Genomic DNA, 23007 nt, shown 5'->3' with positions numbered 1-23007 from the left:
TCTGGGGACACAACATGGAACTCAAGACAGCTTTTCGTGAGCACGTCTCCTTGAGTGATCTCGAGGATTTCGCTGGAGACCGAGGCTGGGACTTCGCAGGCTGGGAACCGGCGACGGAAGTCAGCCCAGAAGAATACGTGTGGCGCACGTCGACGAACATCTCCGTGCATCGGATCTCGGACGAGCTGATCGGTCTGCACTACTTGATTCTCACGTCCGCGGACCGAGATGCCTTGGTCGACCTCCATGCCGATATATCCAGCCGCTTTGATGTGTTGGAGTGGCCGGAGGCACTGGAGGAAGCCAGAACGTCCGTAGATCCACTGTCCAAGATCTCATCCCTCTCAAATCTTGCGGCATGCGCGCCCGAAGAATTCGATGAAGGAATATTCACCCTACTGAACGAGCGCCTCCTCGACTCGGACGACGACGTCCGCGAGGTGGCGCTCATCGCAATTTGCAGAATTGCATGGCGCGAGTTCTCCAGCGTACTCGGAAATGTCATCACGCAAGACACCAACGCTAATGTCCGAGACCTGGCAGAAACCGCACTCGCCGTTATCAACGGTCGTTACAACGGTGCGCAAGACTGATGCGGCCCCATTCACCGGGGGTAGCAGTTACGGGACAGCCTTGGGGAGGCGGCCTTCGAGTCCGGGGCAGGCGGCACGATCTCGGCCCGTTCCGCAACGGCCTCGCCGGCCACGAGCAGCTACTCCGTAGCCGATGCGTCTCCCTCTCATCGTCACGCCTCGGCCACTCGTACCCGCAGTGACTTCAGGCCGTTGATGAAGTTCGACAGGAGGCGGGTCGGTGGGGCCGCGAGGGCAAGGGATACCGGGGGCAGGGCCGTGTGCATCTCCTCGTACAGGGTGGTCAGTTGCAGGCGGGCGAAGTGGGCGCCCAGGCATACGTGGGGGCCGTCGCCGAAGGAGACGTGGGGGTTCGGGGAGCGGGTGAGGTCCAGGGTGAAGGGGTCGGGGAAGACCTGTTCGTCGTGGTTGGCGGAGGCGTGGAAGACGACCACCTTGTCGCCGGCGCGGATACGCGTCCCCGCCAGGGTGGTGTCCCGAGTGGCCGTGCGACGGAAGGTGAGGACCGGCGGGTGGCGGCGCAGGAGTTCGTCCACGGCCGTGGCCATGTCGGCCTCACCCGTGTGCAGCCGCCGGTACGCCTCCGGGTGCGTGGCCAGGAGGTGCATCCCGCCCGGCGCGGCACTGCGTACCGTGTCGTTGCCCGCGACGACCAGCAGGAAGAAGAACACCTCCAGTTCGGGCGCCGTCAGTTCGGGGTCCGTGGCCAGCGCGGTCATCACGTCGTCGGCGGGGTGCCGGCGTTTGTGGGCCGCCAGGGCGTGCGCGTAGTCGAACATGTCGCGCAGGGCCGCCGGGGAACGCGGGTTGACCGGTTCGCTGCCGGGGCCCGGCTGCGGCGGGTCCGCCTCGTCCGGGTCCTGGTAGCCGATGACGCGGCGCGTCCAGTGCAGGAGCAGCCCTCGGTCGGATTCCGGAATGCCCAGCAGGTCCGTGAGATTGAGCAGGGCGTAGTCGTCGGTGACCTCGGTGACGAGGTCGCAGGTGCCGTCGCCGGCCCGCGCCCCCGCCACCGCACGGCTCAGCAGCGCGCGGGCGCGTTCACGGACGACGGTCTCGAAGCGGCCGACGCGCTTCGGGGTGAAGGCGCGGCTCACCAGGACGCGCAGCCGCCGGTGGTGCGGCGGGTCCTGATTCAGCATCATGCGGCGGATGAACGGCAGGTCGTCCGGGTCGGGGTCGCGGATCTGGGTGGCCCCGAGGTACGACGAGTACGCCGAGGAGTCCCGTAGCACCCGGACCACGTCCGCGTGCCGGGTGACCGCCCAGAAGCCCGGACCCGCCGGCCAGCCCAGCACCTCGTGCTCCTCCTGCCACGCGACCGGCCGGTGGTCGCGGAGCCGGCGGTAGCGGTCGTGGGGGACGCCGATGGCGTACTGCCGGGGGTCGAACACATCGGGCACGGCCCCCGGCAGGACGGGATCGCTCACGCCGTCTCCCCGTCGTCACCCGCGTCCGCCCGCAGGAAGTCCTCCACCACCCGGATCAGGTCGAGCGGCGCCTCGTCCATCGCGTAGTGGCCGCAGGTGGGCAGTTCGACCAGTTCGCCACGCGGGAACCAGCTCATCCAGGTGGCCCGCTGCACCTCGGCGGAGAGCGCCGGGTCGAGTGCCCCCACGATCGCCAGCGCCTGGACCGGCGATCCGTCGATCCGGTCATGGAAGGCCTCGCCCGCCCAGGAGTCCAGCCAGGCCCGGAACGCCTTCTCGTCACTGCACCGGACGGAGCGCCGCACCATGCGGTCCAGCCAGGCCGCCGGGCGCCGGCCGCCGGTAGTGAAGTCCAGGATGGTGCGCCGGTTGTCCGGGCTCGCCGCCGCGCCGGAGAACAGCTCCCACTGCTCGGGCGACAGGGGCAGCCCGGACGCCGGGACCGGCGAGATGCCGACGAGTCTGCGTACGCGGTGCGGGGCGGCGGCCAGGGTCCGCTGCACGACGGAGCCGCCCATCGAGTGGCCGATCAGCGAGAAGCTCTCCCAGCCGAGCCGGTCGGCCAGGGCGAGCACGTCCGCGGCGCCCTCGGACGTCGTGTACGAGCCGGTCACGCCCCTGGCCTCGCCGTATCCCCGCAGGTCGGCCATCGCGTACTGGAACGAACCGTGGTCGAGGTCGCGCACCACGGGGTCGTACGCGGAGCGGTCGGCGAACCAGCCGTGCACGGCGATCACCTTGTGCGGGCCCTCGCCGTACAGCGTGTGGGGCAGAACTCCGTCGGGCAGAACAGACAACGCGGTCACACCGGCTCCCGTCACCGTAGGCATCGGTCCAGCCGGTCGTCGACGGTCCGGCTGCGACCACGGTGACGCCGATGCCCGCTCGACGCAAGGGTGACGCCGTGTCGGCGGATCAGCGGATCAGCACCTCAGCAGGTCGAGGTACGGGCCGAACTCCGAGGCCAGCGTGAGGCGGCCGAGCTTCTGGTACTCGCGCTGGACAGCGTGGATCAGGGTCGCCATCGTCACCGCGCCCCCCGTGTCCGCCGCCAGGTACGCCGCCGTCACCGCTATGGAGCGGATGTTGCCGCCCGCCAGCTCGAAGTTCTCGGCGCAGAAGGGGAGATCGAGGTCCGCGGCGCGCGGGAGCGTCGGGCCCAGACAGCGGTTCCAGAGGGTCAGGCGCTGTTCCGGGTCCGGGACGGGGAAGTCGATGACCAGGTCGAGGCGGCGGGTGAAGGCGTCGTCCAGGTTGGCGCGGAGGTTGGTGGCGAGGATGGCCAGGCCGTCGAAGGACTCCATGCGCTGGAGGAGGTACGCGCTCTCCACGTTCGCGTAGCGGTCGTGCGCGTCCTTGACGTCGGAGCGCTTGCCGAAGATCGCGTCCGCCTCGTCGAAGAGGAGGACCCCGTTGACGCCCGCCGCCTCGGTGAAGATGCGTTCCAGGTTCTTCTCGGTCTCGCCGACGTACTTGTCGATGACCGTCGCCAGGTCGACCGTGTAGAGGTCGAGTCCGAGGTCGGCGGCGATGACCTCGGCGGACATGGTCTTGCCCGTGCCGGAGTCCCCCGCGAACAGCGCCGAGACGCCGCGCCCCCGGCCGCCGCCCGGCCGCATCGCCCATTCCCCGAGGACGCGGTCGCGGTGCCGGGCGCGGGCGGTGAGTTCGCGGAGCTGGGCGTGGGCGTCGGGCGGGAGGACCAGGTCGTCCCAGGTCACCGCGGGCTCGATGCGGCGGGCCAGCCGGTCGAGTCCGGCCGCGTTCTGGGCGCGGGCGCCCCGGCGGACGTGGTCCGCGGTGAGGGTTCCGCCGTCGAGCCGGGCCGTCTGGGCGGCGCTGCGGGCCGCGCCGGTGACCTGTTCCGGGGTGAGGAGGAACGGTGCGAGGAGGTGGTCCGGGTCGATCCCGGCGGGGACGGGTGCCGACGCCGTACGGCGGTACGCCTCGCTCCACAGCGCGCCGCGCGCGGACGGCTCCACCCTCGGGGCGTGCAGGAGCAGCGGCGGTACGGCGGACCAGGAGGCGTCCCACGGCACCCGGCCGACGATGACGGTCGGCACCGGGGTCGAGGTGAGGAGCCGGAGCAGGTGCGGGTGTTCGCGGGAGACCGCGTCCAGCGGGGCGCAGACCAGGCCCGCCCCGGTCAGCCGGGCCTCGCGGACCAGTGCGCGTACGGCGTCGGCGGGGGCCGGGTCCGCCGCCAGGCGGGCGAGGTCGAGGCCGAGGACCCGGCGGCCCGCCAGTTCCAGGGCGGATGCGGCGAGCGCGGTGCCGGCGCCGCCCTGGTCCTCGCTGAGGTAGGCCAGCGGTACGCCCTCGGCGAGGACCCGGGCCAGGGGCGCGGGGTCGCCCACGCCTCCGACCGCGTGCCAGGGGGCCGTCACGTCGGCGAGGCGCGGGTCGGTGGTGTCGTCGCCCAGGAGGTGGGCGGTGACGCGGTCGGGTACGCGCAGTGCGCGGCTCAGGAACGGGCGGTCCAGGTCTTCGGCGAGGAGCAGTCCGCCGTCCCGGAGCGGGGCTCCCGCGGCGAGCCGGCCGCGTGCGACGGCGTCGACGGCCGGGAGTCCGCACAGGCCGAGGGCGAGGCCGATGGACGGGCGCCGGCGGGTGACGTCGTCGTTGAGGTAGCCGTAGAACGCCTCGAAGCGGTCGTCCAGGTCCGGGAGGAGTGCGATGAGCAGGATCTCGGTGTCGAGGGGGGTGAGCCGGAAGCCGGTGGCGAGGGCGGTGAGCCGGGAGGGTCCGGCGGCGGCGTCCTCATCGCCCACCGGGTCCGGGAAGCCTCGCGCCCCATCCCCCACCGGGTCCGGGAAGCCCCGCGCCCCTTCCTCGTCGAGCAGCCGCGCGATGTTCTCGTCCGTCAGGTACAGGCCCCGGAACGCGTCCTCGGGGTCGGGGTCGGTGCTGCGGCGGGCCTCCACGGCGCGGCGTACACGCAGCTCGACGGCGGTCGCACGGGCGAGGAGATGGCGCAGGTTCAGGTCGTCGTCGGGGTGGCCCGGGGGCGTCATGCGGTGGGGTCCTCCGTCGTCGCTTCGGCGGCCGGGCGGCGGTTCTCGGTGATCCGCAGCCCCAGGCCGCGGCGGGCCGCGGGGGCCGCCTGCTCCTCCCGTACCGGGCGTCCGGGGCGGCTTCCGTACACGGGGAGGCCGTCGCGGGGCGGTGCCGGGGGTGGGGGCATGTCGCCGAAGTGTGCCCGCAGGCCCTCGTCGCCGACCGGCGGCCCGGCCGGGTAGGTCGGCGACGCGGTCACGGGCACACTGACGACGAGGTCGAGCGAGGGTTTCAGTTCGCCGCCGAGCGCGCTCCACACATCGGCGAAGGAGCGGTCCTCGGGCGGCGGCAGGGCGATCGACATCGGTACGGCGGCCCCGATCTCGGCGAGCGATCCGGCGAGCCGTTCCGGAGGCAGGGCCTCGTAGCCGAGGAGGCAGCCGAGCAGGGAGGACAGCAGCCGGTGCTCGTCCTCGGGGCGCTTGGTCCAGGCGGTGATCAGGTAGGACAGCTTGAAGTAGCGGGGCGGGCGACGACGGGCGACGACGGCGCCGCGTTCGTCGTACTCGTTGTGCAGGCCGCGTTCGCGCCGCCGCATGTCCTCGCGGATGTCGTACAGATAGAGGTTGACCATGGGGGCGTTGACCTTGGCGGCCCACTCGCGGGTGGGGGCGTCGAAGACGACCGCGATCTGGCCGCCGCCGAGCACCTCGGCCCGGATCAGGGACCGCAGTACGTCGTCCACCTCGTGGATCACCTGGTGTCCGCCCCTCTCACGTGCGTCCCTTGAAGTCCGGTGGCTGGAGGTTGCGCTGAACGACCAGGACCGGTTCGCGGAGCCGGGGCAGCCCGGTGATGTCGGCGCGCAGGACGCGGGGGCCGAGGAGGTCCTTGCGCAGCACCAGCACCTGTACCTCGAAGGTGCCGTCGCGGCCCACCCGGATGCCGGTGCGGTCGGCGGTGATGCCGGTGTCCCAGGTGAGGCGGACGGTCTCGCCCGGCGGGTAGTCCTTGCCGCGTGCGATGACGGGCTGGCCGGGCTTGGCGACCTGCGGGGTGACGGTCAGGGACGGTTCCAGGACGCGCAGCCGGTCCGTGTCCCGGTCGTTGAGGGGGCGCAGGTCACCGAGCGTGCCGCGCACGGTGGCGCGTACGTCACCGGTGAGGGGTGCGCGATAGGTGCCGGTCTGGGTCACTTCGATGCGGCCGCCGGGCGGGATGGTGCAGGGTGCGGCGGCGGTGCAGCGGGTGAGGGCGGTCAGGGTGCGGTCCTTGGCCCTGGCGGGCTCGGGCCAGCCGGTGGACAGGACGACATCCCTGGCGGTGTCCGGGCCCGCGTTGGTCACGGTGAAGCGGGCGTGGGCCGCGCGGCCGATGTACGTACGGCCGGGGGTGACGTCGGCCGTGACCGCGACGTCCGTGGCGGGCGGCGGGGGGAGCGGGGGCGGGGGCGGCTCCAGGACGCGGAAGTCCGCCGTGTCGGTGGCGGTGTTGCCCGCCGTGTCGGTGGCGGTGCAGGTGACGGTGGTGGAGCCGATCGGGAAGAGGGAGCCGGAGGCGGGCGTGCAGCTGACGGGCAGCCGGCCGTCCTGGGCGTCCTTCGCGGTGGCCCGGTAGCTGATCCTCGTACCGTTCTCGTCGTCAGCGCGGGCGATGCGGTCGTCGAGGTTGACGACGGGGGCGTCGATGTCGTTGACGTCGATCGTGATCTTCTGCTGGAAGTCGGGGTCCGGGGCCACCGAGGGGGCGAGCGTATCGGTGCCGGGTATCTGCGGGCCGAGCAGGAACTGGACCGTGCAGGTGAGCCGGGCGCCCTGGGGGGCGTCGGGTGCGACGTCGACGGTTTCGGCGAAGTGGGCTGTTTCTCCGCTGGTCAGCTGCCGGGTGGGCGGGTCCAGCGAGACGGAGAGGAAGGGGCTGCACCGGTCGAGCCGGTAGCCGACGGACGTGGGCAGGTTGTCCATTCCGTCGATGATGGCCTGGGCGACCTGGTCGCCCTGGATGCCCTCCAGCAGCCGCCCCTGGGTGGCCCGGACGATGCGGGTGGCCTGGCCGGGTGTGGTGGGCGGGTCCTCGACCTGGCCGGGCACGCCCGCGTCGCCGTCGCCGTCGAGTCCGTCGCCCAGGTCGCTGTCCACGTCCACGCCGACCACCCGGACGCCCTTGTCCTGGAGGGCGAAGATGGTGTCGTCGATGGTGTGGCCGTTGCTGGGCGAGTGGCTGGACGCGTCGCTCACGACGACGATCACCGGGTTGGAGCCCTCGCGGAAGACGGTCTCGCCGCCGGCTCCGTAGGCGATCTGCCACAGTCCGTTGATCCAGTCCTCGGACGGGCCCATGCTGAACGCGCCGAGGTCCGTCGTCAGCGCGTCCACCCCGTCCTGCACCTTGTCGAGGTCGGACGTGAGCCCCTGCAGGACCTTGAACCCTGCGCCGGGATCGACCTGCTGGTCGCCGAAGGTGGCGACGGCGAACCGGGACTCGGGCTGTGCGGCGAGGACCTTCTCGGTGATCTCGGGGAGGTTCTGCTGCACGCTGGCGATGGGGACGTCCATGCTTCCGGTGCCGTCCACCAGCAGGACGACCTCCGGTTTCGGCGGGATCGCCGGGGTACGGACCGACTTGTCGACTCCCGTCGAGTCGCCCGGGTCGAGGGACTCGTGCAGGGTCGCCGGGGTGACCCACGGCTCCGGGGGCGCGGGCACGGCGGGGGCGGCGCCGGACGCGCCCGACGCGGGCACGAACGCGGTGGCCAGCAGCAGGAAGGCGAGCGCCGCCGAACGGCGGGCCCCGGCCGGTCCGCGTGGGCGTCCCGCCGGCCTCGTCCACCGCACAGCTTGTCTCCCCCGCACCCGGACCTCCCACCGGTCGAACCGCGCCCACACGGTCCCTCGTGCGCGCTCCGGGCACAGCGGGAGGTCAGCCCTTTCGGCGGGTAGCGCCCGCTGCCCTTTGGGGCAGGGGCGGCCGCCCGGCCCCCGCCGTGGCCGGGCCGTGGCTCAGATCAGCCCCTGGCGCATCGCGTACGCCACCGCGTGGGAGCGGTTGCGCAGTTGCAGCCGGGTCATCACCGAGTGCAGGACGTTCTTGATGGTGCGTTCGGAGTAGGCCAGCTTGGTGGCGATGTCGGCGGTGTCGTAGCCCTCGGCGACCAGGCGCAGGACGTCCACCTCGCGGGCGGCGAGCCCGGTGAAGTGCAGTCCGCGCGGCGCCAGTACCTGTCCCTGGAGCCGGCCGACCTCCGCCAGGAGCCTGCCGAGCAGATCGGAGGGCAGGTGTCCCTCGCCGCGGGCGACCGTCTCGATGACCTGCACCAGGTGTTCGGAGGTGGACTCCGCGCGCCTGATGACGCCGACGACCCCGCACTCGGCGGCGCTGACCAGTTTCTGTTCGTCGATGTCGGTGGTGACGAGCACCGCGCGCGAGTCGGTGGTGCGCTGGATGTGGCGCAACGTTGTCAGAACGTCCTCGTCGACCGCGTCCACGACCATGACCACGACATCGGGTGACGCTGCGGCCTCGTCCCAGTCGACGACGTTCACCTCGGGCCGTGTTCTCAGCTGGCTGGCCACGCCCGCTTGCGAGATCGGGTCCTGGGCCCGTAATGCGACGGTGGTGCGCTCCATGTCCGTGCTCCCCCCTGGGAAACGGCCGGAAGCTCTCTTCTTGCACACGCCTCACAGCCGTGTTCGTGTGCCCCACCGGTGATGAGGCGGACAGAAGATTCCCGCCTTCGTTGAGAAGGAAACCACATAGTCTGGCCGGGGCAGCCAATGTGCCCGAAAGTGTTCCTTCGCGGCCGATGTACGCCGCACGGGGCGACCTTACGGTCCGCGTATGAGTCTCACCGCAAGCCTCGACGCGTCCACCGTCAGCGCCGCACCGGGCGAGGAGACGGCCGTCCCCCTCCAGGTCCGCAACTCCGGTACGACCGTCGAGGAGTACCGCTTCGAGGTGGTCGGCGCTTGTGCCGCCTGGGCGGCGGTGGAACCGGCCTCCCTGTCCCTGTATCCGGGCGACTCGGCGACGGTCTCACTGATGCTGCGCCCGCCCCGCGACTCGACGGTGCCGGCCGGTGAGACGCCGTTCGGGGTCCGGGTGGTGCCGACCGGTGAGCAGGACGGGACGGTGGTGCCCGAGGGCCGGGTGACCGTGCTGCCGTTCACGGAGACGACGGCCGAACTGGTCCCGCGCAACTCGCACGGCGCGCGCGCCGGACGTCACCAGCTGGCGGTGGACAACCGGGGCAACACCCCGGTGACGGTACGTCTGGGCGCGCAGCCCGGCAGCGAACGGGCGCGGGTGGTGTTCGCCGAGCCGGAGCTGCGGGTGGCACCGGGCAAGGCGGAGTTCGCGACGCTGCGGGTGCGCCCGGTCAAGCGGATGTGGCGCGGTACGCCGGTCACGCATCCCTTCCAGGTGTTCGCCGCGACGCAGGTCGCCGAGGGCCTGGACCCGGTGGAGCCGGTGCTGGTGGACGGCGCGTACGAGCAGGAGCCGCTGCTCCCCCGCTGGCTGCCCCGCGCCCTGATCACGGCGGCCGTGCTGGTGCTCGCGCTGGTCGGCCTCTGGTACGCGCTGCTGCGTCCGGCGGTGAAGTCGGCGGCGCGCGAGGCGATCACGCCGGAGGCGGTACGGTCCGCCGCGGCGGCCGAGAAGAGCAAGGCCCCGGAGCAGGGCGGGCCGGGCGGTTCCGGTGCGGGCGGCGGCGATTCCGCCGGTACGGGGTCGGGCGGCGGCGAGGCGAAGCCCTCGGCCCGGCCGAGCCCTTCGGCGGCGGGCGACGCGGACTCCGACGCGGGGGCGGCGACGCCGACGAGCGCGCAGGTGCGGGTGCAGGACTCGCTGGGCGGCGGCCCGAACAGCGGGACGGCGATCACGGTGCCGGCCGGGAAGGTGTTCCAGCTGACCGACATCGTCGTGCAGAACCCGCAGGGCGACGCCGGAACCCTGGTCGTCTCGGCCGGCCGGGAGACCCGGGTGCTGAGCCTGGGTCTGGAGAACTTCCGTGACTCCGACTACCACTTCGTGACGCCGATCCTGGTCCCTGCGGGCGGCAAGGTCACGATGACGATCGACTGCCGCAAGGTGGGCAAGCCGGTGGGCGCGCAGGCGCCCGCGCGGTGCGCGGAGTCGATGTTCCTCGGCGGCACGATGCGGAACGCCGACGCCGGCTGACGCGGCGTCCGGAGGAGACCCGTCCGCCCGGCGGCGGTCAGGCCGGTGGGGCCTCCTCTTCCTCCTCCGGGTTCTTCTCCTCGGCGCGCTGGACGAAGGAGCCCTGGACGTCGGCGGGCTGCTCGTCCTCGTCCTCGGTGGCGGCGCGCTGGACGGCCGGGGCGGCCGGTGCGGCGGCGGCTGGGGTCGTGGTGGCGGCCGGTGCCGGGTCGGCGAGGACCCGGTCGGCGTTGGCGACCGCCTCGCGCTCGAAGCGGTCGGACGGGTCGCTGACCCGGATGCCGCCGGGCGCCTCGGTCCCCTCGACGGGTCCGCTGCGCTGCTGGATGACATGGGTCAGCTCGTGCGCCAGCGTCGTCCGGCCCCGGGGCGACGACGGGTCGTAGGCGTCGCGCTGGAAGACGACGTCGTTGCCGACGGTGTAGGCGTGCGCGCCGACGCCCTTCGCCGATTCGTGCGCGGCGCCGTCGTTGTGGATGCGTACGTCGGAGAAGTCGGCGCCCATCCGGCTCTCCATGTCCACGCGTGTCTCGGTGTCCAGCGGGGTTCCGCCGCCGGACCCGACGACGTCGTGCACGGGCGAGCGCGGCGCGGCGGCCTCCTCGGCCTCCTCCGGCGCGGCCGACCGGGCGCGCTGGATCACCGGGGCCAGCGCCGCGTTGCCGACCGTGCGCTGGAGGGCGCCCATGCCGGCGGTGCCCACCACATCGGCGCGGCCGGTGGCGGCGGCCCGGAAGAGGTGGTGCGCGTCGGGTCCGGCGTCGCCGGTCTCCGCGCGGGCGGGGCCGGTGGCGGTCGCGTCGTGGAGGTGTCCGGGTGTCGGGCGCTCGTAGGCGTCGCCGGTGTCCCTGGGCGGGGTGTGGTGGTCCCGTTCGTGGTCGTGCTCGTGGTCGTGGTCCTGTGCGTTCACCGTCATCTCCCCTGACCGCACCGGGGCAGGCCCACGCCGCGCGGTCGCGGCTGACCGCCCGCTCCTCTCGGCCTTCCACCCTGGTGGACGCCCCGCTGCCCCGTCCAGCCCGGCTCCGTCCGGCGCGGGGCACGGCCGGATGCCTCTTCGGGCAGCGGGGCGGTACGGACGGGCCTCCGGCGCGGGGTGCGGCGGGGTGTCAGGAGGAGAGCCCGACCCGGACGAGCGCTGCGGCGAGCCGGGGCAGGTCCTCGTCCTCGACGAGGGCGGCGAGCCGGTCCGGGGTGTGCGGCAGCCCGAGTCCTTCGGCGGCGTCCTGGGCGCGCCGGTCGAACGCCGGGCGCAGTTCGGGCCACAGCCCCTGGGCCTCGCGGCTGAAGATGTCGGCGCCCACGGGCCCGATCCGGGGGAACTCGCGCAGCAGTTCGCGCAGTTTCCCCGGGTCTCCCCCGGCGTCCTGGCGCAGCCGGCGCAGGTCGCCGCGGTACCGGTCGAGGACGAGCCGGGCGCCGTCGCCGAGGGCGGTGGCGGTGCTCTCGTCGTAGCGCCGGTAGTGGGCGCGGCCCAGCGCGTCCACCCGGTCCTGCCAGTCGGCGTCCGCCATCGCGCGGGGGGTGCGCATCCCGGCGGCGGAGAGTTCGCGGGCGGCGGCCACCGCGATGTCGGCCTTGATGCGGACCGAGAGGAGCACGCACAGCGTGAGCAGTTGGTACAGCGGCATGGGCGTGTCGCGCAGCCGGATGCCGGCCTCGTCGGCGTACGTCCGGCCGTGCTCGTCCAGCAGGCGGCGCACGGTCGTCGATGCGGACATGTTGGCCTCCGTGGTGGTTCGGTGTTACGGGGTCTGTGCTACGGGGTCGGCGCGTCGAGCAGGGTGCGGGCCCGGCGCAGGGAGCGGGGCCTCGGCGGGTCGTGCCAGGGGTTGCGCGCCAGGAGCGCGTCGGTGTCGCGGAGGGTCCAGCGGCGGGCGCCGAGCGCCGGGTCGTCGAGGTCCTCCCAGCTCAGCGGGGCGGCGACGGGGGCGCCGGGGCGGGCCCGGACGGCGTAGGGCGTGACGGCGGTCTGGGCGTAGGCGTTGCGCTGGACGTCGAGGTAGAGGCGGTCGCCGCGTTCCTTCTTGCGGGCCTCGGTGGTGAAGCGGTCGGGGCGGCGGGCGACGAGCGCGTCGGCGGCGGCGCGGGCGAAGGCGCGTACGGCGTCGAAGGATTCCCGGCGGTCGAGGGCGACCACGACGTGCAGGCCGCGGGAGCCGGTGGTCATGACGAGGGACGGCAGTTCCAGCTCGTCCAGGAGTCCGTGCAGGGCGTGGGCGGCTTCGCGGACCGGGGCGAAGTCGTCGCCGGGCGGGTCGAGGTCGAACACCAGGCGGTCCGGGTGGTGGGGGCGGTCGGCGCGGGAGAGGAAGCGATGCGGGGTGATGGTGGCCTGTCCGGCGAGGTAAACGAGCGTCGCGGTGTCGTCGGCGACGGGGTAGCTGACGGTGCCGCCCTCCTTGGGGAGTTCGACGCGGCGGACCCAGTCGGGGAAGTGGTCGGGGACGTCCTTCTGCATGAAGCCGTGGCCGCCGATCCCGTCGGGGAAGCGTTCCAGCATGAGGGGGCGGTCGCGGAGCTGGGGCAGCATCCTGCGGGCCATGGTGCGGTAGTACCCGGCGAGGTCGGCCTTCGTGATGCCGTCGTCCGGGAAGAGGACCTTGTCCGGGCGGCTGATCGCGGGGATCTTCCGTGCCGTCACGGCCGTTCACCGGCTCCGGGCCGCGCGCAGTCCCAGGGCCGTGGCGCCGGAGACGGCTCCGGCCGCCAGGGCCGCGGCGAGGGCGGGGTGGCGGGAGGCCCACAGTTGCGGGTCGTGGCGGTGGGACTCCCGGTCGAAGGTGCCGTGCGCCCCGTGGTCGGTGGTGTCGTCCACCGGGTGCCACAGGTTGTGGTCGGGGTTGTCGCCTTCCTCGTCGGTCTGCTGGGAGTCGAAGCCGGTACGGGCGAGGTAGCGGTCGAGGAGCCCGGCGGCGAACTTGTTGGCGACCAGGGTGGCGACGGTGCTGGAGCCCACGTAGTACTGCTTGCGGCCGGGGTGGTCGGCGGCGTGCAGGACGGCGTCGGCGGCGACCTCCGGCTGGTAGATCGGGGGGACGGGCTGCGGCCTGCCGCGCATCCGGGACAGGACCCAGGAGAACTGCGGGGTGTTGACGGCCGGCATCTGCACCACGGTGACGCGGACGTTGCTGCCCTCGTGCATGAGTTCGGTGCGCAGCGAGGAGGTGAAGCCGTTGATGGCGTGCTTGGCGCCGCAGTAAGCGGACTGGAGCGGGATGGACCGCTCGCCGAGCGCCGAGCCGACCTGGACGATGGTCCCGGCGTCGCGCGGCCGCATGTGGGCGAGCGCGGCGCGGGTGCCGTTGACGAACCCGAGATAGGTGACCCGGGTGACCCGTTCGTACTCCTCGGGCTCGATCTCGGTGAAGGGGGCGAAGACGGAGGCGAAGCCGACGTTGACCCAGACGTCGATCCGGCCGAAGGCCTGTACGGCCTCGTTCGCCGCGGCTTCGACCGCGCGGTGGTCGGCCGCGTCGACGGGGACGGCCAGCGCGCGCCCGCCGGCCTCCTCCACCTCGCGGGCGGCCGCGTCGAGACCGGCCCGTCCTCGGGCGAGCAGGGCCACATCGGCCCCGCGCGCCCCGAAGGCGCGGGCCACCGCCCGGCCGATGCCTGCGCTCGCTCCTGTGATGACGACGCTCTGGCTCACGATGTCTCTCCTTCGGTGGGGGCCGGTGCGGCGAGTCGGACGGAGGTTTCGAGCATCAGCGCGTGGACGAATGCCTGGGGGAGGTTGCCGCGCAACTGGCGCCGGCCGATGTCGTACTCCTCGGTGAACAGGCCGGGCGGCCCGCAGGCCGCCCGGTTGCGTTCGAACCAGCGCACCGCCTCCCGCTCGTTGCCCTGCTGGTGCTCGGCCAGGGCCATGAGGTGGCCGCAGAGCAGGAACGCGCCCTCGGCCTCGGCCAGCGGCCGTTCGTCGTGCCGGAAGCGGTACGCGTAGTAGTCGTGGGTCAGCTCGGCCCGGTAGGCGTCGAGCGTGCGGACGGTTCGCGGGTCGCGGGCGCCGATGCCGCCCCGGACGGCGGGCAGCAGCAGGGCGGCGTCGAGCCCGGGGTCGTCGGGGGCGCGCTGCCAGCGGCCGGTGGGATGGGTGCTGGTGGCGGCGGTCCGGGCGGTCAGGGTGTCCGCGAGTCCGGCCCAGGAGGCGGCCTGCGGGCCCCTCACGGTCGTGGCGAGGGCGCGCAGTCCGGCCGCGCAGATGAGGCGGCTGTGGGTCCAGGCCCGGTCGTCCAGCTCCCAGATGCCGGCGTCGGGCTCCTGGTGTCGGGCCTCGACGGCGGCCACGGCGATGTCGGCGGCGCGCCGGCCGTCCGGTCCGAGCCGGCCGGCCCGTGCGGCGGCGGCGAACAGGAGCAGGGCCTCGCCGAACGCGTCGAGCTGGAACTGCCGGTTGACGTGGTTGCCGATCCGGTGGCCGCCGCCCGGATAGCCGGGGAGGGGCAGCGTCTCCTGGTCGGGCACGGGTGCGCCGGTGACGGTGTAGGCGGGGGCGAGGCGGGGGCCGTCCTCGTGGAGGCGGGCGGCGACGAAGCGTACGGCGTCGTCGAGCAGCCGGTGTGCGCCGGCCGCGGCGGCGGCCTGTCCGGCGTAGCACTGGTCGCGCATCCACACGTAGCGGTAGTCGTAGTTGCGGCCGGCCTCGGCGCGTTCGGGGAGGCTGGTGGTGGCCGCGGCGACCATGCCCCCGGAGGCGCCGGTGAGCCCGCGCAGCACGGTGTGGGCGTGGCGGGTGTCGTCGGGGGCGAGGCAGTCGGGCAGCGGCTGGGCGGCGCGGGCCCAGGCGTCACGGGTGGCGTGCCAGACCCGGTCGGCGTCCACGGGCTCCTCGCCGGGCCGGTCCGCGGAGAGTTCGAGGACCAGGTCGTGGTGGCGGCCCGCCGGTACGGTCAGCTCCGCCGCCAGCCCCGTGGTGTGGCGGCCGTCGCTTCCGGGGCGGGCGTCGGTGGCGCCGGTCCAGCGCCAGTGGAGGGGGCCGGTGCGGCCGCTCCAGACGCCGGGCCGCTCGTGCCGTACGCCGCGCGGCGGGTGGGCGCCGTACTCCGCGTACGGTTCCAGGGTCACGGTCACCCGCGCGTCGCCCTCCACCGCGTGGACGCGGCGCAGCAGGACGGCGCGGCGCGGGTCGCCGGGGAAGGCCAGCGCCTCGTGGCACTCGACGACGCCGTGCGCGGTGACCCAGTGGTTGCGCCAGATCAGGGTGCCCGGTTCGTAGGAGCCGCCCCAGACGAAGCGGGCGCGCGGGGTGACGGTGTAGTGGCCGCGGCCTCCGATGAGGGCGGCGAAGACCGCGCCGGAGTCCCAGCGCGGGGCGCACAGCCAGGCGATGTCGCCCTGGGGGCCGATGAGCGCGCCGCGCTCCCCGTCGGCGATCAGGGCGTACTCGCGCAGTACGTGGGGCGGCGGGTTGTGGTGCGGGGCGTGCGGGCGGGTCATGCGCCTCCTCGTGCGGTCCGGCCGGTCACCGGACGCGGTAGCGTTCCGCGGTCTCGGTGCGGGGTTCCAGTCCGTGGCCGGGTGCGCCGGAGGTGCCGGGGCGGACGGTGCCGCCGGCCGGGTCGAGCGCGCCGTCGAAGAACATGTCCTCGATGCGGACGTGGTCGTGGAACCACTCCAGATGGCGGAGGTTGGGGACGGCCGCGGCGGCGTGGGCGTGGACGTGCGGTGCGCAGTGCCCGGAGATGTCGAGTCCGGCGGCCTCCGCGAGGGCGGCGGCGCGCAGCCAGCCGGTGATGCCGCCGCAGCGGGTGGCGTCGGCCTGGAGGCAGTCCACGGCGCCGGCGGTGACCAGGTGCCAGAAGTGGGGCAGGGCGTAGCCGTATTCGCCGGCGGCGACATCGGCCGTGGTGGCGGCCCCGATCCGGGCGAGCCCGGTGGGGTCGTCGGAGGAGACGGGTTCCTCGTACCAGGTGACGCCGTACTCCTCGAAGGCCCGCGCCACGCGGATGGCCTGTTTGCGGGTGTAGGCGCCGTTGGCGTCCACGTACAGCTCGGCGGTGTCGCCGATGCTGCGGCGGGCGGCGGCGATCCGGTGCAGGTCGCGGCGCTCCTCGCGGCCCCACGACTCGCCGATCTTGATCTTGACGCGCGGGATTCCCCGGGTCTGTGCCCAGTCGCGCAGTTGCCGGTCCTGCCGTGCGTCGTCGTACGGGGTGAAGCCGCCGCTGCCGTAGACGGGGACCTCGGGGACGGTGGCGCCGAGGAGCCGGGTCAGCGGCAGGTCCAGGAGGCGGGCCTTGAGGTCCCAGAGGGCGATGTCGACGGCGGACAGCGCCTGGGCGACGAGGCCGGGGCGGCCGGCGTTGCGGACGGCCCGGCTCATGGCCTCGTTGGCGGCGGGGACGTCCCAGGCGCTGCGGCCCGTGACGATGCCGGCGAGGAGCTGGTCGACGGCCGCGGCGGTGGCGGGCGCCCCGTAGGTGTAGCCGAGGCCGTGCGTCCGGCCGGAGCCCACCGTGACCAGGATCAGGGTGGTTTCGTCCCAGGCCAGGGTGCCGTCGCCCTCCGGGGCGTCGGTGGGCACGGTGTACACGGCGGTCTCGACCCGGTCGACCAGGGGGGCGTCCGCACCGCCGGGGCGCGGGGTCACTTGCCCGAACGCCCTTCGTGGTGGCCGGGCAGGATCTCCTGGACCTTGGCCTTGAAGCCCTGGCGCACCATGGCGGCGCGGTCGCTGTCGCCCTTGAGGATCGCGGTGGCGGCCGCCTCGATCTGGTCGAGGCTCGCGTGCGGCGGGATGGGCGGGACCGCGGGGTCGGTGCGGAAGTCGATGACGAACGGCCGGTCGCAGGCCAGGGCGCGGTGCCAGGCGTCCTCGACCTGCTCCGGCTTCTCGACACGCTGCCCGTCCAGGCCGACGGAGCGGGCGAAGTCGGCGTAGCGGACGTCGGGCAGCGACTGGGAGGGCAGGAACTGCGGGGCGCCGGACATGGCGCGCATCTCCCAGGTGACCTGGTTGAGGTCCTCGTTGTTGAGGACGGCGACGACGAGGCGCGGGTCCTTCCACTCCTGCCAGTACTTGGCGATGGTGATCAGCTCGGCCATGCCGTTCATCTGCATCGCGCCGTCCCCGACCAGTGCGATGGCGGGCCGGTCGGGGTGGGCGAACTTGGCGCCGATGACGTAGGGCACGCCGGGGCCCATGGTGGCGAGCGTGCCGGAGAGGGAGCCGCGCATGGAGCCCCGGAAGCGGAGGTGGCGGGCGTACCAGTTGGCTGCGGAGCCGGAGTCGGCGGCCACGACGGCGTTGTCCGGGAGGAGGGCGTCGAGCGCGTGGACGACGTACTCGGGGTTGGCGGGGTCGGCTTCGACGGCGGCGCGGCGGCGCATGACCTCCCACCACTTGGCGGTGTCCTTCTCGATCTTCTTGCGCCAGGAGCCGTGCTTCTTGCGCTTGAGGCGCGGGAGCAGGGCGTCGAGCGTGGCGCGGGCGTCGCCGATGAGGTTGACCTCGAACGGGTAGCGCAGTCCGATCATGAAGGGGTCGATGTCGATCTGTACCGCGCGGGCCTGGTCGAGTTCGGGCAGGAACTGGGTGTACGGGAAACTGGAGCCGATCACGAGCAGGGTGTCGCAGCCCTGCATCAGTTCGTAGCTGGGGCGGGTGCCGAGGAGTCCGATGGAGCCGGTCACGTACGGCAGGTCGTCGGGCAGGACGTCCTTGCCGAGCAGTGCCTTGGCGACGCCCGCGCCCAGCACCTCGGCCAGCCGCTCGACCTCGGCGCGTGCGCCCCGCGCGCCCTGCCCGATCAGGATGGCCACCTTCTCGCCGGCGTTCAGCACGTCGGCGGCGCGGGCGATGTCGTCCTCGGCGGGGACGGGCGCGTAGCTGCTCGCACCGAGGCTGGAGGGCACCATCTTGAACGCGTGGGTGGGCGGCGAGTAGTCCAGTTCCTGGACGTCGGCCGGGACGATGACCGCGGTCACGGTGCGCTTGGCGTACGCGGTGCGCATGGCGCGGTCGATGACGTTGGGCAGCTGTTCGGGGACGGTGACCATTTCGCAGAACTCGGACGCGACGTCCTTGTAGAGGCTCAGCAGGTCCACTTCCTGCTGGTAGGAGCCGCCCATGGCGCTGCGGTTGGTCTGGCCGACGATCGCGACGACGGGGACGTGGTCGAGTTTGGCGTCGTACAGGCCGTTGAGGAGGTGGATCGCGCCGGGGCCGGAGGTGGCGGCGCAGACGCCGGCCCTGCCGGAGAACTTGGCGTAGCCGACGGCTTCGAACGCGGCCATCTCCTCGTGCCGGGCCTGGATGAACTTCGGCTTGTTCTCCGCCCGCCCCCAGGCGGCGAGCAATCCGTTGATCCCGTCGCCGGCGTAGGCGAAGACGTGGTCGACGTCCCACTCGCGCAGGCGCTGCAGGATGTAGTCGGAGACCTTGGTCGCCATGTTCTCTTCTCCTATCGGTGGTGCGTCGTGCTGCGGTTGCGGCGCAGTGCGGTGTACGCGGCCGTGCCGAGCGCGGTGAGTACGGCGGCCGTGACCAGCCGGCTCGCGGCCGGGTCCGGGCGGGCGGGCCGGGCGGTGGCCTTCTCGGGGTGGTCGGCCGGCAGCGGTCCGTCGAGGGCGAGCGCGAGCGCTTCGGCCAGGTGCATGGCGCGGCGGCCGGTGGCGCCCTGTTCGATCTGGGTACGGCAGCTGAATCCGTCGGCGACGACCAGGGCGTCGGGCGCTGCGCCCCGGACGGCGGGCAGGACGCCCTGCTCGCCGATCCGCATGGACAGGTCGTAGTGGCCGTGTTCGAAGCCGAAGTTGCCTGCAAGTCCGCAGCAGCCCTCGTCCAGCACGTCGGCGTCCAGTCCGGCCCGGCGCATGAGTTCGCGGTCGGCGTCGAACTTGGTGACGGCGTGCTGGTGGCAGTGGGTCTGTACGGTGGCCTGCCGGGTCAGGACGGGCGGCCGCCAGTCCTCGGGGGCGTCGTTGACGAGGAGTTCGGCGAAGGTGCGGAACTGCCCGGCGAGGCGCTGGATGTCCTGGTCGTGCGGCATCAGTTCGGGTGCGTCGGAGCGGAAGACGGCGGTGCAGGACGGTTCCAGGCCGACGATGGGGGTGCCGGCCTCCAGCCAGGGGCGCAGCACGTCGGCGGTCCGGCGCAGCACCTTCTTGGCGGTGGCGGGCTGGCCGGTGGAGATCCAGGTGAGCCCGCAGCACACGGCGCGCTCGGGGACGGCGACCCGGAAGCCGGCGTCCTCCAGGACGCGGACGGCCGCGCGGGCGATGCCGGGGTGGAAGGAGCTGGTGAAGGTGTCCGGCCACAGCACCACGGTCCGGGGGTCGGCCGGGTCGGGTTCCGGGGTGCCGCGGGCCCGCCACCACTGGACGAACGACTCCTCGGCGAAGGCGGGTGGCTGCCGTTCGGCGGCGATTCCGGCGAGGCGCTTGGCGACGCGCCGGAGGCCGGGGGCGTCGAGCGCCGCGTTGACCAGGCGCGGGGCGAGGCGGGAGAGCCGCGCCCAGAGGGGGAGCCAGCCCAGCGAGTAGTGCGCGGTGGGCCGCAGCCGCCCCGCGTAGTGGTGGGCCAGGAACTCGGACTTGTACGTGGCCATGTCCACGCCCACCGGGCAGTCGGACTTGCAGCCCTTGCAGGCGAGGCAGAGGTCGAGCGCGTCGCGGACCTCGGTGGAGCGCCAGCCGTCGGTGACGGGGGTGTCGCGGTGGCCGCCGAGCATTTCGAAGAGCAGCCGGGCCCGGCCGCGGGTGGAGTGTTCCTCCTCGCCGGTCGCCCGGTAGGAGGGGCACATCACGCCGCCGCTGTGGGAGCGGCAGTTGCCGATGCCGACGCAGCGCATCACGGCCCGGTTGAAGGAGCCCTCGTCGTGCGGGTAGTGGAAGTGGGTCGCGTCGTTCGCGGGCCGCCAGTGCGGGCCGAGCCGCAGATTCTCGTCGGTGCGGTACGGGGCGACGACCTTCCCGGGGTTCATCCGGTTGTCCGGGTCGAGGAGCGCCTTGACCTCGCCGAATGCGGCGACGAGCCGTTCCCCGTACATGCGGGGCAGCAGTTCGCCGCGCGACTGCCCGTCCCCGTGCTCGCCGGAGAGCGAGCCGCCGTAGGAGGCGACGAGGTCGGCGGCCCGGAACAGGAACCGCCGGAAGGAGTCGACGCCGTCGGCGGTCTTGAGGGCGAAGGGGATGCGGGTGTGCACGCAGCCCTGTCCGAAGTGGCCGTAGAGGGAAGGGTGGTCGTAGTCGAACTCGGCGAAGAGCTTCTTCAGGTCGCGCAGGTAGTCGCCGAGCCGGTCGGGCGGTACGGCGGAGTCCTCCCAGCCCTCCCAGGTCTCCCGTCCGTCCGGTGGCCGGGCGGTGACGCCGAGCCCGGCCTCGCGCGCCTTGAGCATCCGGCGTTCGCGCGGCGGGTCGTCGGAGAAGGTCACGGTGGGGTCGTCCTCGTCGCGGCCGAGCGCCTTCAGCAGGTCGCGCGCCTGCCGGTCGACGTCCTGCTGGGTGTCGCCGCTGAACTGGAGGAGCAGCCAGCTGTCGCCCTCCGGGAAGGTGGCCAGCGACGCCACGTGGCTGTCCTCCTCGCGCATGAGCTGTGCCATCCGGCCGTCCAGTGCCTCCAGTTGGGTCGGCGCACTGTGTGCCAGCAGGCGGGGGACGTCGTCGGCGGCCGCGCAGATGTCGGGGTAGCCGAGGACGAGCATCGCCTCGTGGGGCGGTACGGGCACCAGGTCGAGTTCGGCGCGCAGCACGGTGACGAGGGTGCCCTCGCTGCCGACGAGGGCGCGGGCCAGGTCGAAGCCCTTCTCGGGCAGCAGCGAGTCGAGGTTGTAGCCGGAGACCCGGCGCGGGATGGCGGGGAAGCCCTGACGGACGTCGGCCAGGTGGGCGTCGATGACGCGGCGCAGCCCCTGGTAGATCTCGGCGCGGCGGCCGCCCCGCTCGACGATCCGGGCGTACTCCTCGTCGCTGGTGGGGCCGACCCAGCAGCGCAGCCCGTCGTAGGTGAGGATCTCCAGCCGGCGCACGTTGTCGACGGTTTTGCCGTACGCCTGCGCGGACGCGCCGCAGGAGTTGTTGCCGATCATTCCACCGAGGGAGCAGTGGCTGTGCGTGGAGGGTTTGGGGCCGAACCGCAGGCCCCGGTCCGCCAGCCGGCGGTTGAGTTCGTCGAGCACGATGCCGGGCTCCACCACGCAGGTGCGTGCGGACGCGTCGACGGACTCCAGCCGGTGGCAGTACTTCGTCCAGTCGATGACCACGGCGGCGTTGGTGCACTGTCCGGCGAGGCTGGTGCCGCCGCCGCGTGAGAGCACGGGTACGCCGTGCCGGGCGCAGACGGCGACCGCTTCGGCTCCCGCGTCGACGGTGCGGGGGACGACGACGCCGAGGGGGACCTGGCGGTAGTTGGAGCCGTCGGTCGCGTAGGCGCCCCGGCTGCCGGCGTCGAAGCGGACCTCGCCGTCGACGCGCCGGTCCAGTTCGCGGCGGAGGGACCGGAGGTCGGGCGCCGCTTCCGTGCTCCTGCCGCGCTGCCCGTCCGCCGGGGCGTTCCCTCCCGTGGTCATCCGGTTCCTCCTCGTCCATGGGCCCCGGGCCCGGCCGGCCAGAGGGCTCGCAGGAACCCCGGTACCCGAAGTCGGCGGGTTCACGTGCGGACATCGCGGCGGCTGCCCCGATCAGCCCTGCGGAACCGGTCGGGCGGCGGTACGGGCGGTGCGGGGCGTCACCCGACCGCCCGGTCCGGTGGGCGCCGCCGCCGGGGCGGTGCCATGTTTCGGACGTGGCCCCTCCGGCAACCCGGATGGACACCCCCGAGGGCCGAGGACGAGAGCGAGGAGGACTGCGTCATGCCGGCAGGATCGAGCCCCAAGCGTGAGCGCCAGTACGAGCACGTGAAGGAGAGCGCGGAGAAGCGCGGCACCTCCGAGAAGCGCGCCAAGGAGATCGCCGCCCGCACCGTGAACAAGGAGCGCGCCCGTTCCGGTGAGTCGAAGACGGCGAGCAGGACGTCGACGCGCGACCCCAAGTCCGCCTCCCAGCGCGGCGGTGAGCGCTCGCACAAGGGCGCGCAGGGTCGCACGAAGGACCAGCTGTACGAAGAGGCGAAGAAGAAGAACATCGAGGGCCGCTCCACGATGAACAAGGAGCAGCTCCTCAAGGCCGTCAGCCGCTGAACGAGCGGGCGTGGCCGGAGAACACCTCTGTGCGCGGGCCTCACGGCCCGCGCACAGAGGTTTCGGCGCATGGGAGGGAGACCGCGGATGGACAACGGACGTGTGGGCGTGGGCGGGAACGGCGCCCGCGAGGGGCGCGACGAGACGACCGAGGAGAGGGCGGACCGGCGCTGGACGGAGCTGCTCCAGGAGCTGCGGGTGGCCCAGACGGGTGTGCAGATCCTCTTCGGCTTCCTGCTGGCCGTGGTGTTCCAGCCCCGCTTCACGACGCTGCCGGAGGCGGACCGGACGATCTATGTCGTGACCGTGCTCCTGGGTTCGGCGACGGCCGCCGCGCTGATCGGGCCGGTCTGCTTCCACCGGCTGCTCACCGGTCGCCATCTGAAGCCGGAGACCGTGGTGTGGGCGTCGCGGCTCACCCTGCTCGGGCTGGTGCTGCTGTTCTGCACGATGTGCTCGGCGCTGCTGCTGATCATGCGCGTGGCGCTGCACAACCAGCTGGCGCTGTGGCTGGTGGGCGGGATGGCGCTGTGGTCGTTCGTCTGCTGGTTCGTGTTTCCCGCCTGGGCGCTGGCCAGGTCGGCCAACGGGCGTTCCGCCGCCGACTCCGCCTCCGCCTCTGATTCCGCCTCTGATTCCGTCTCTGATTCCGTCTCTGATTCCGTCTCCGATTCCGGAGACGGGAAGTGA

The 23007-nt window shown here is 73.1% G+C and carries 18 protein-coding genes; 4 read left to right on the top strand and 14 right to left on the bottom strand.

Translation table 11 applies throughout. From position 1 onward, the window contains the following. Window positions 1-14 precede the first annotated feature (14 nt). Complete coding sequence (locus tag OG710_RS28605; protein WP_330241935.1) at window positions 15-593, top strand: hypothetical protein; 579 nt, start codon at window positions 15-17, stop codon at window positions 591-593. Between the two features lie 152 nt (window positions 594-745). On the opposite strand, the gene OG710_RS28600 is transcribed toward OG710_RS28605, so the two are convergent. The 6 genes from OG710_RS28600 to OG710_RS28575 all read right to left on the bottom strand — a co-directional run bounded on the left by OG710_RS28600 (window position 746) and on the right by OG710_RS28575 (window position 8646). Beyond that, window positions 746-2023, bottom strand: a complete 1278-nt coding sequence (locus OG710_RS28600) for a cytochrome P450 (protein WP_330241934.1) — start codon at window positions 2021-2023, stop codon at window positions 746-748. After that, entirely contained in the window at window positions 2020-2853 is an 834-nt protein-coding gene (locus OG710_RS28595) for an alpha/beta fold hydrolase (protein ID WP_443064305.1), read from the bottom strand. The genes OG710_RS28600 and OG710_RS28595 overlap by 4 nt, the downstream gene beginning before the upstream one ends. Before the next feature lie 93 nt (window positions 2854-2946). Then, window positions 2947-5037, bottom strand: coding sequence for an ATP-binding protein (locus OG710_RS28590; RefSeq protein ID WP_330241933.1), 2091 nt, complete (start codon window positions 5035-5037; stop codon window positions 2947-2949). Continuing rightward, the gene (locus OG710_RS28585; RefSeq protein WP_330241932.1) at window positions 5034-5777 is read right to left on the bottom strand and encodes a DUF4255 domain-containing protein; all 744 of its coding nucleotides are present in this window, start codon (window positions 5775-5777) and stop codon (window positions 5034-5036) included. Before OG710_RS28585 ends, OG710_RS28590 begins: the two co-directional genes overlap by 4 nt. Window positions 5778-5793: 16 nt before the next feature. Next, window positions 5794-7854 (bottom strand): HYR domain-containing protein, encoded by a 2061-nt coding sequence (locus OG710_RS28580; RefSeq protein WP_330241931.1) that lies wholly within the window; start codon window positions 7852-7854, stop codon window positions 5794-5796. A 165-nt stretch (window positions 7855-8019) separates the two neighbouring features. After that, window positions 8020-8646, bottom strand: coding sequence for a helix-turn-helix transcriptional regulator (locus OG710_RS28575; protein ID WP_330241930.1), 627 nt, complete (start codon window positions 8644-8646; stop codon window positions 8020-8022). 211 nt (window positions 8647-8857) lie between these two features. Between OG710_RS28575 and OG710_RS28570 the strand changes: the two genes are divergently transcribed. Beyond that, window positions 8858-10198: a COG1470 family protein gene (locus OG710_RS28570; RefSeq protein WP_330241929.1), complete on the top strand. Its 1341-nt coding sequence runs from the start codon at window positions 8858-8860 to the stop codon at window positions 10196-10198. Between the two features lie 37 nt (window positions 10199-10235). On the opposite strand, the gene OG710_RS28565 is transcribed toward OG710_RS28570, so the two are convergent. The 8 genes from OG710_RS28565 to OG710_RS28530 form a co-directional block, all read right to left on the bottom strand. Beyond that, on the bottom strand, window positions 10236-11114 hold the full coding sequence (locus tag OG710_RS28565; protein WP_330241928.1) for an eCIS core domain-containing protein: 879 nt from the start codon (window positions 11112-11114) through the stop codon (window positions 10236-10238). 193 nt (window positions 11115-11307) lie between these two features. Next, window positions 11308-11919, bottom strand: a complete 612-nt coding sequence (locus OG710_RS28560; RefSeq protein WP_330241927.1) for an endonuclease — start codon at window positions 11917-11919, stop codon at window positions 11308-11310. A gap of 38 nt (window positions 11920-11957) precedes the next feature. Beyond that, the gene (ligD, locus tag OG710_RS28555; RefSeq protein ID WP_330241926.1) at window positions 11958-12842 is read right to left on the bottom strand and encodes a non-homologous end-joining DNA ligase; all 885 of its coding nucleotides are present in this window, start codon (window positions 12840-12842) and stop codon (window positions 11958-11960) included. Between the two features lie 6 nt (window positions 12843-12848). After that, the gene (locus OG710_RS28550) at window positions 12849-13850 is read right to left on the bottom strand and encodes an SDR family oxidoreductase (protein WP_330241925.1); all 1002 of its coding nucleotides are present in this window, start codon (window positions 13848-13850) and stop codon (window positions 12849-12851) included. After that, the gene (locus OG710_RS28545; protein WP_330241924.1) at window positions 13847-15637 is read right to left on the bottom strand and encodes a glycoside hydrolase family 15 protein; all 1791 of its coding nucleotides are present in this window, start codon (window positions 15635-15637) and stop codon (window positions 13847-13849) included. The genes OG710_RS28550 and OG710_RS28545 overlap by 4 nt, the downstream gene beginning before the upstream one ends. 25 nt (window positions 15638-15662) lie before the next feature. Continuing rightward, on the bottom strand, window positions 15663-16790 hold the full coding sequence (locus OG710_RS28540) for an enolase C-terminal domain-like protein (protein WP_330241923.1): 1128 nt from the start codon (window positions 16788-16790) through the stop codon (window positions 15663-15665). Further along, window positions 16787-18592 (bottom strand): thiamine pyrophosphate-requiring protein, encoded by a 1806-nt coding sequence (locus OG710_RS28535; RefSeq protein WP_330241922.1) that lies wholly within the window; start codon window positions 18590-18592, stop codon window positions 16787-16789. The genes OG710_RS28540 and OG710_RS28535 overlap by 4 nt, the downstream gene beginning before the upstream one ends. A gap of 11 nt (window positions 18593-18603) precedes the next feature. After that, window positions 18604-21708 (bottom strand): FAD-binding and (Fe-S)-binding domain-containing protein, encoded by a 3105-nt coding sequence (locus OG710_RS28530; protein WP_330241921.1) that lies wholly within the window; start codon window positions 21706-21708, stop codon window positions 18604-18606. Window positions 21709-21990: 282 nt separating this feature from the next. Here OG710_RS28530 and OG710_RS28525 point away from each other — a divergent pair, with 282 nt between their 5' ends. Both OG710_RS28525 and OG710_RS28520 read left to right on the top strand, forming a co-directional pair. Continuing rightward, entirely contained in the window at window positions 21991-22317 is a 327-nt protein-coding gene (locus OG710_RS28525) for a plasmid stabilization protein (RefSeq protein WP_330241920.1), read from the top strand. Window positions 22318-22404: 87 nt separating this feature from the next. Next, window positions 22405-23007 (top strand): DUF6328 family protein, encoded by a 603-nt coding sequence (locus OG710_RS28520; RefSeq protein ID WP_330241919.1) that lies wholly within the window; start codon window positions 22405-22407, stop codon window positions 23005-23007.

The organism is Streptomyces sp. NBC_00525 (assembly GCF_036346595.1).
In the GTDB taxonomy this organism is placed as follows: domain Bacteria; phylum Actinomycetota; class Actinomycetes; order Streptomycetales; family Streptomycetaceae; genus Streptomyces.
Note: the sequence above shows the minus strand (reverse complement) of the source record. Positions and strands in the feature narration are given on the sequence as shown.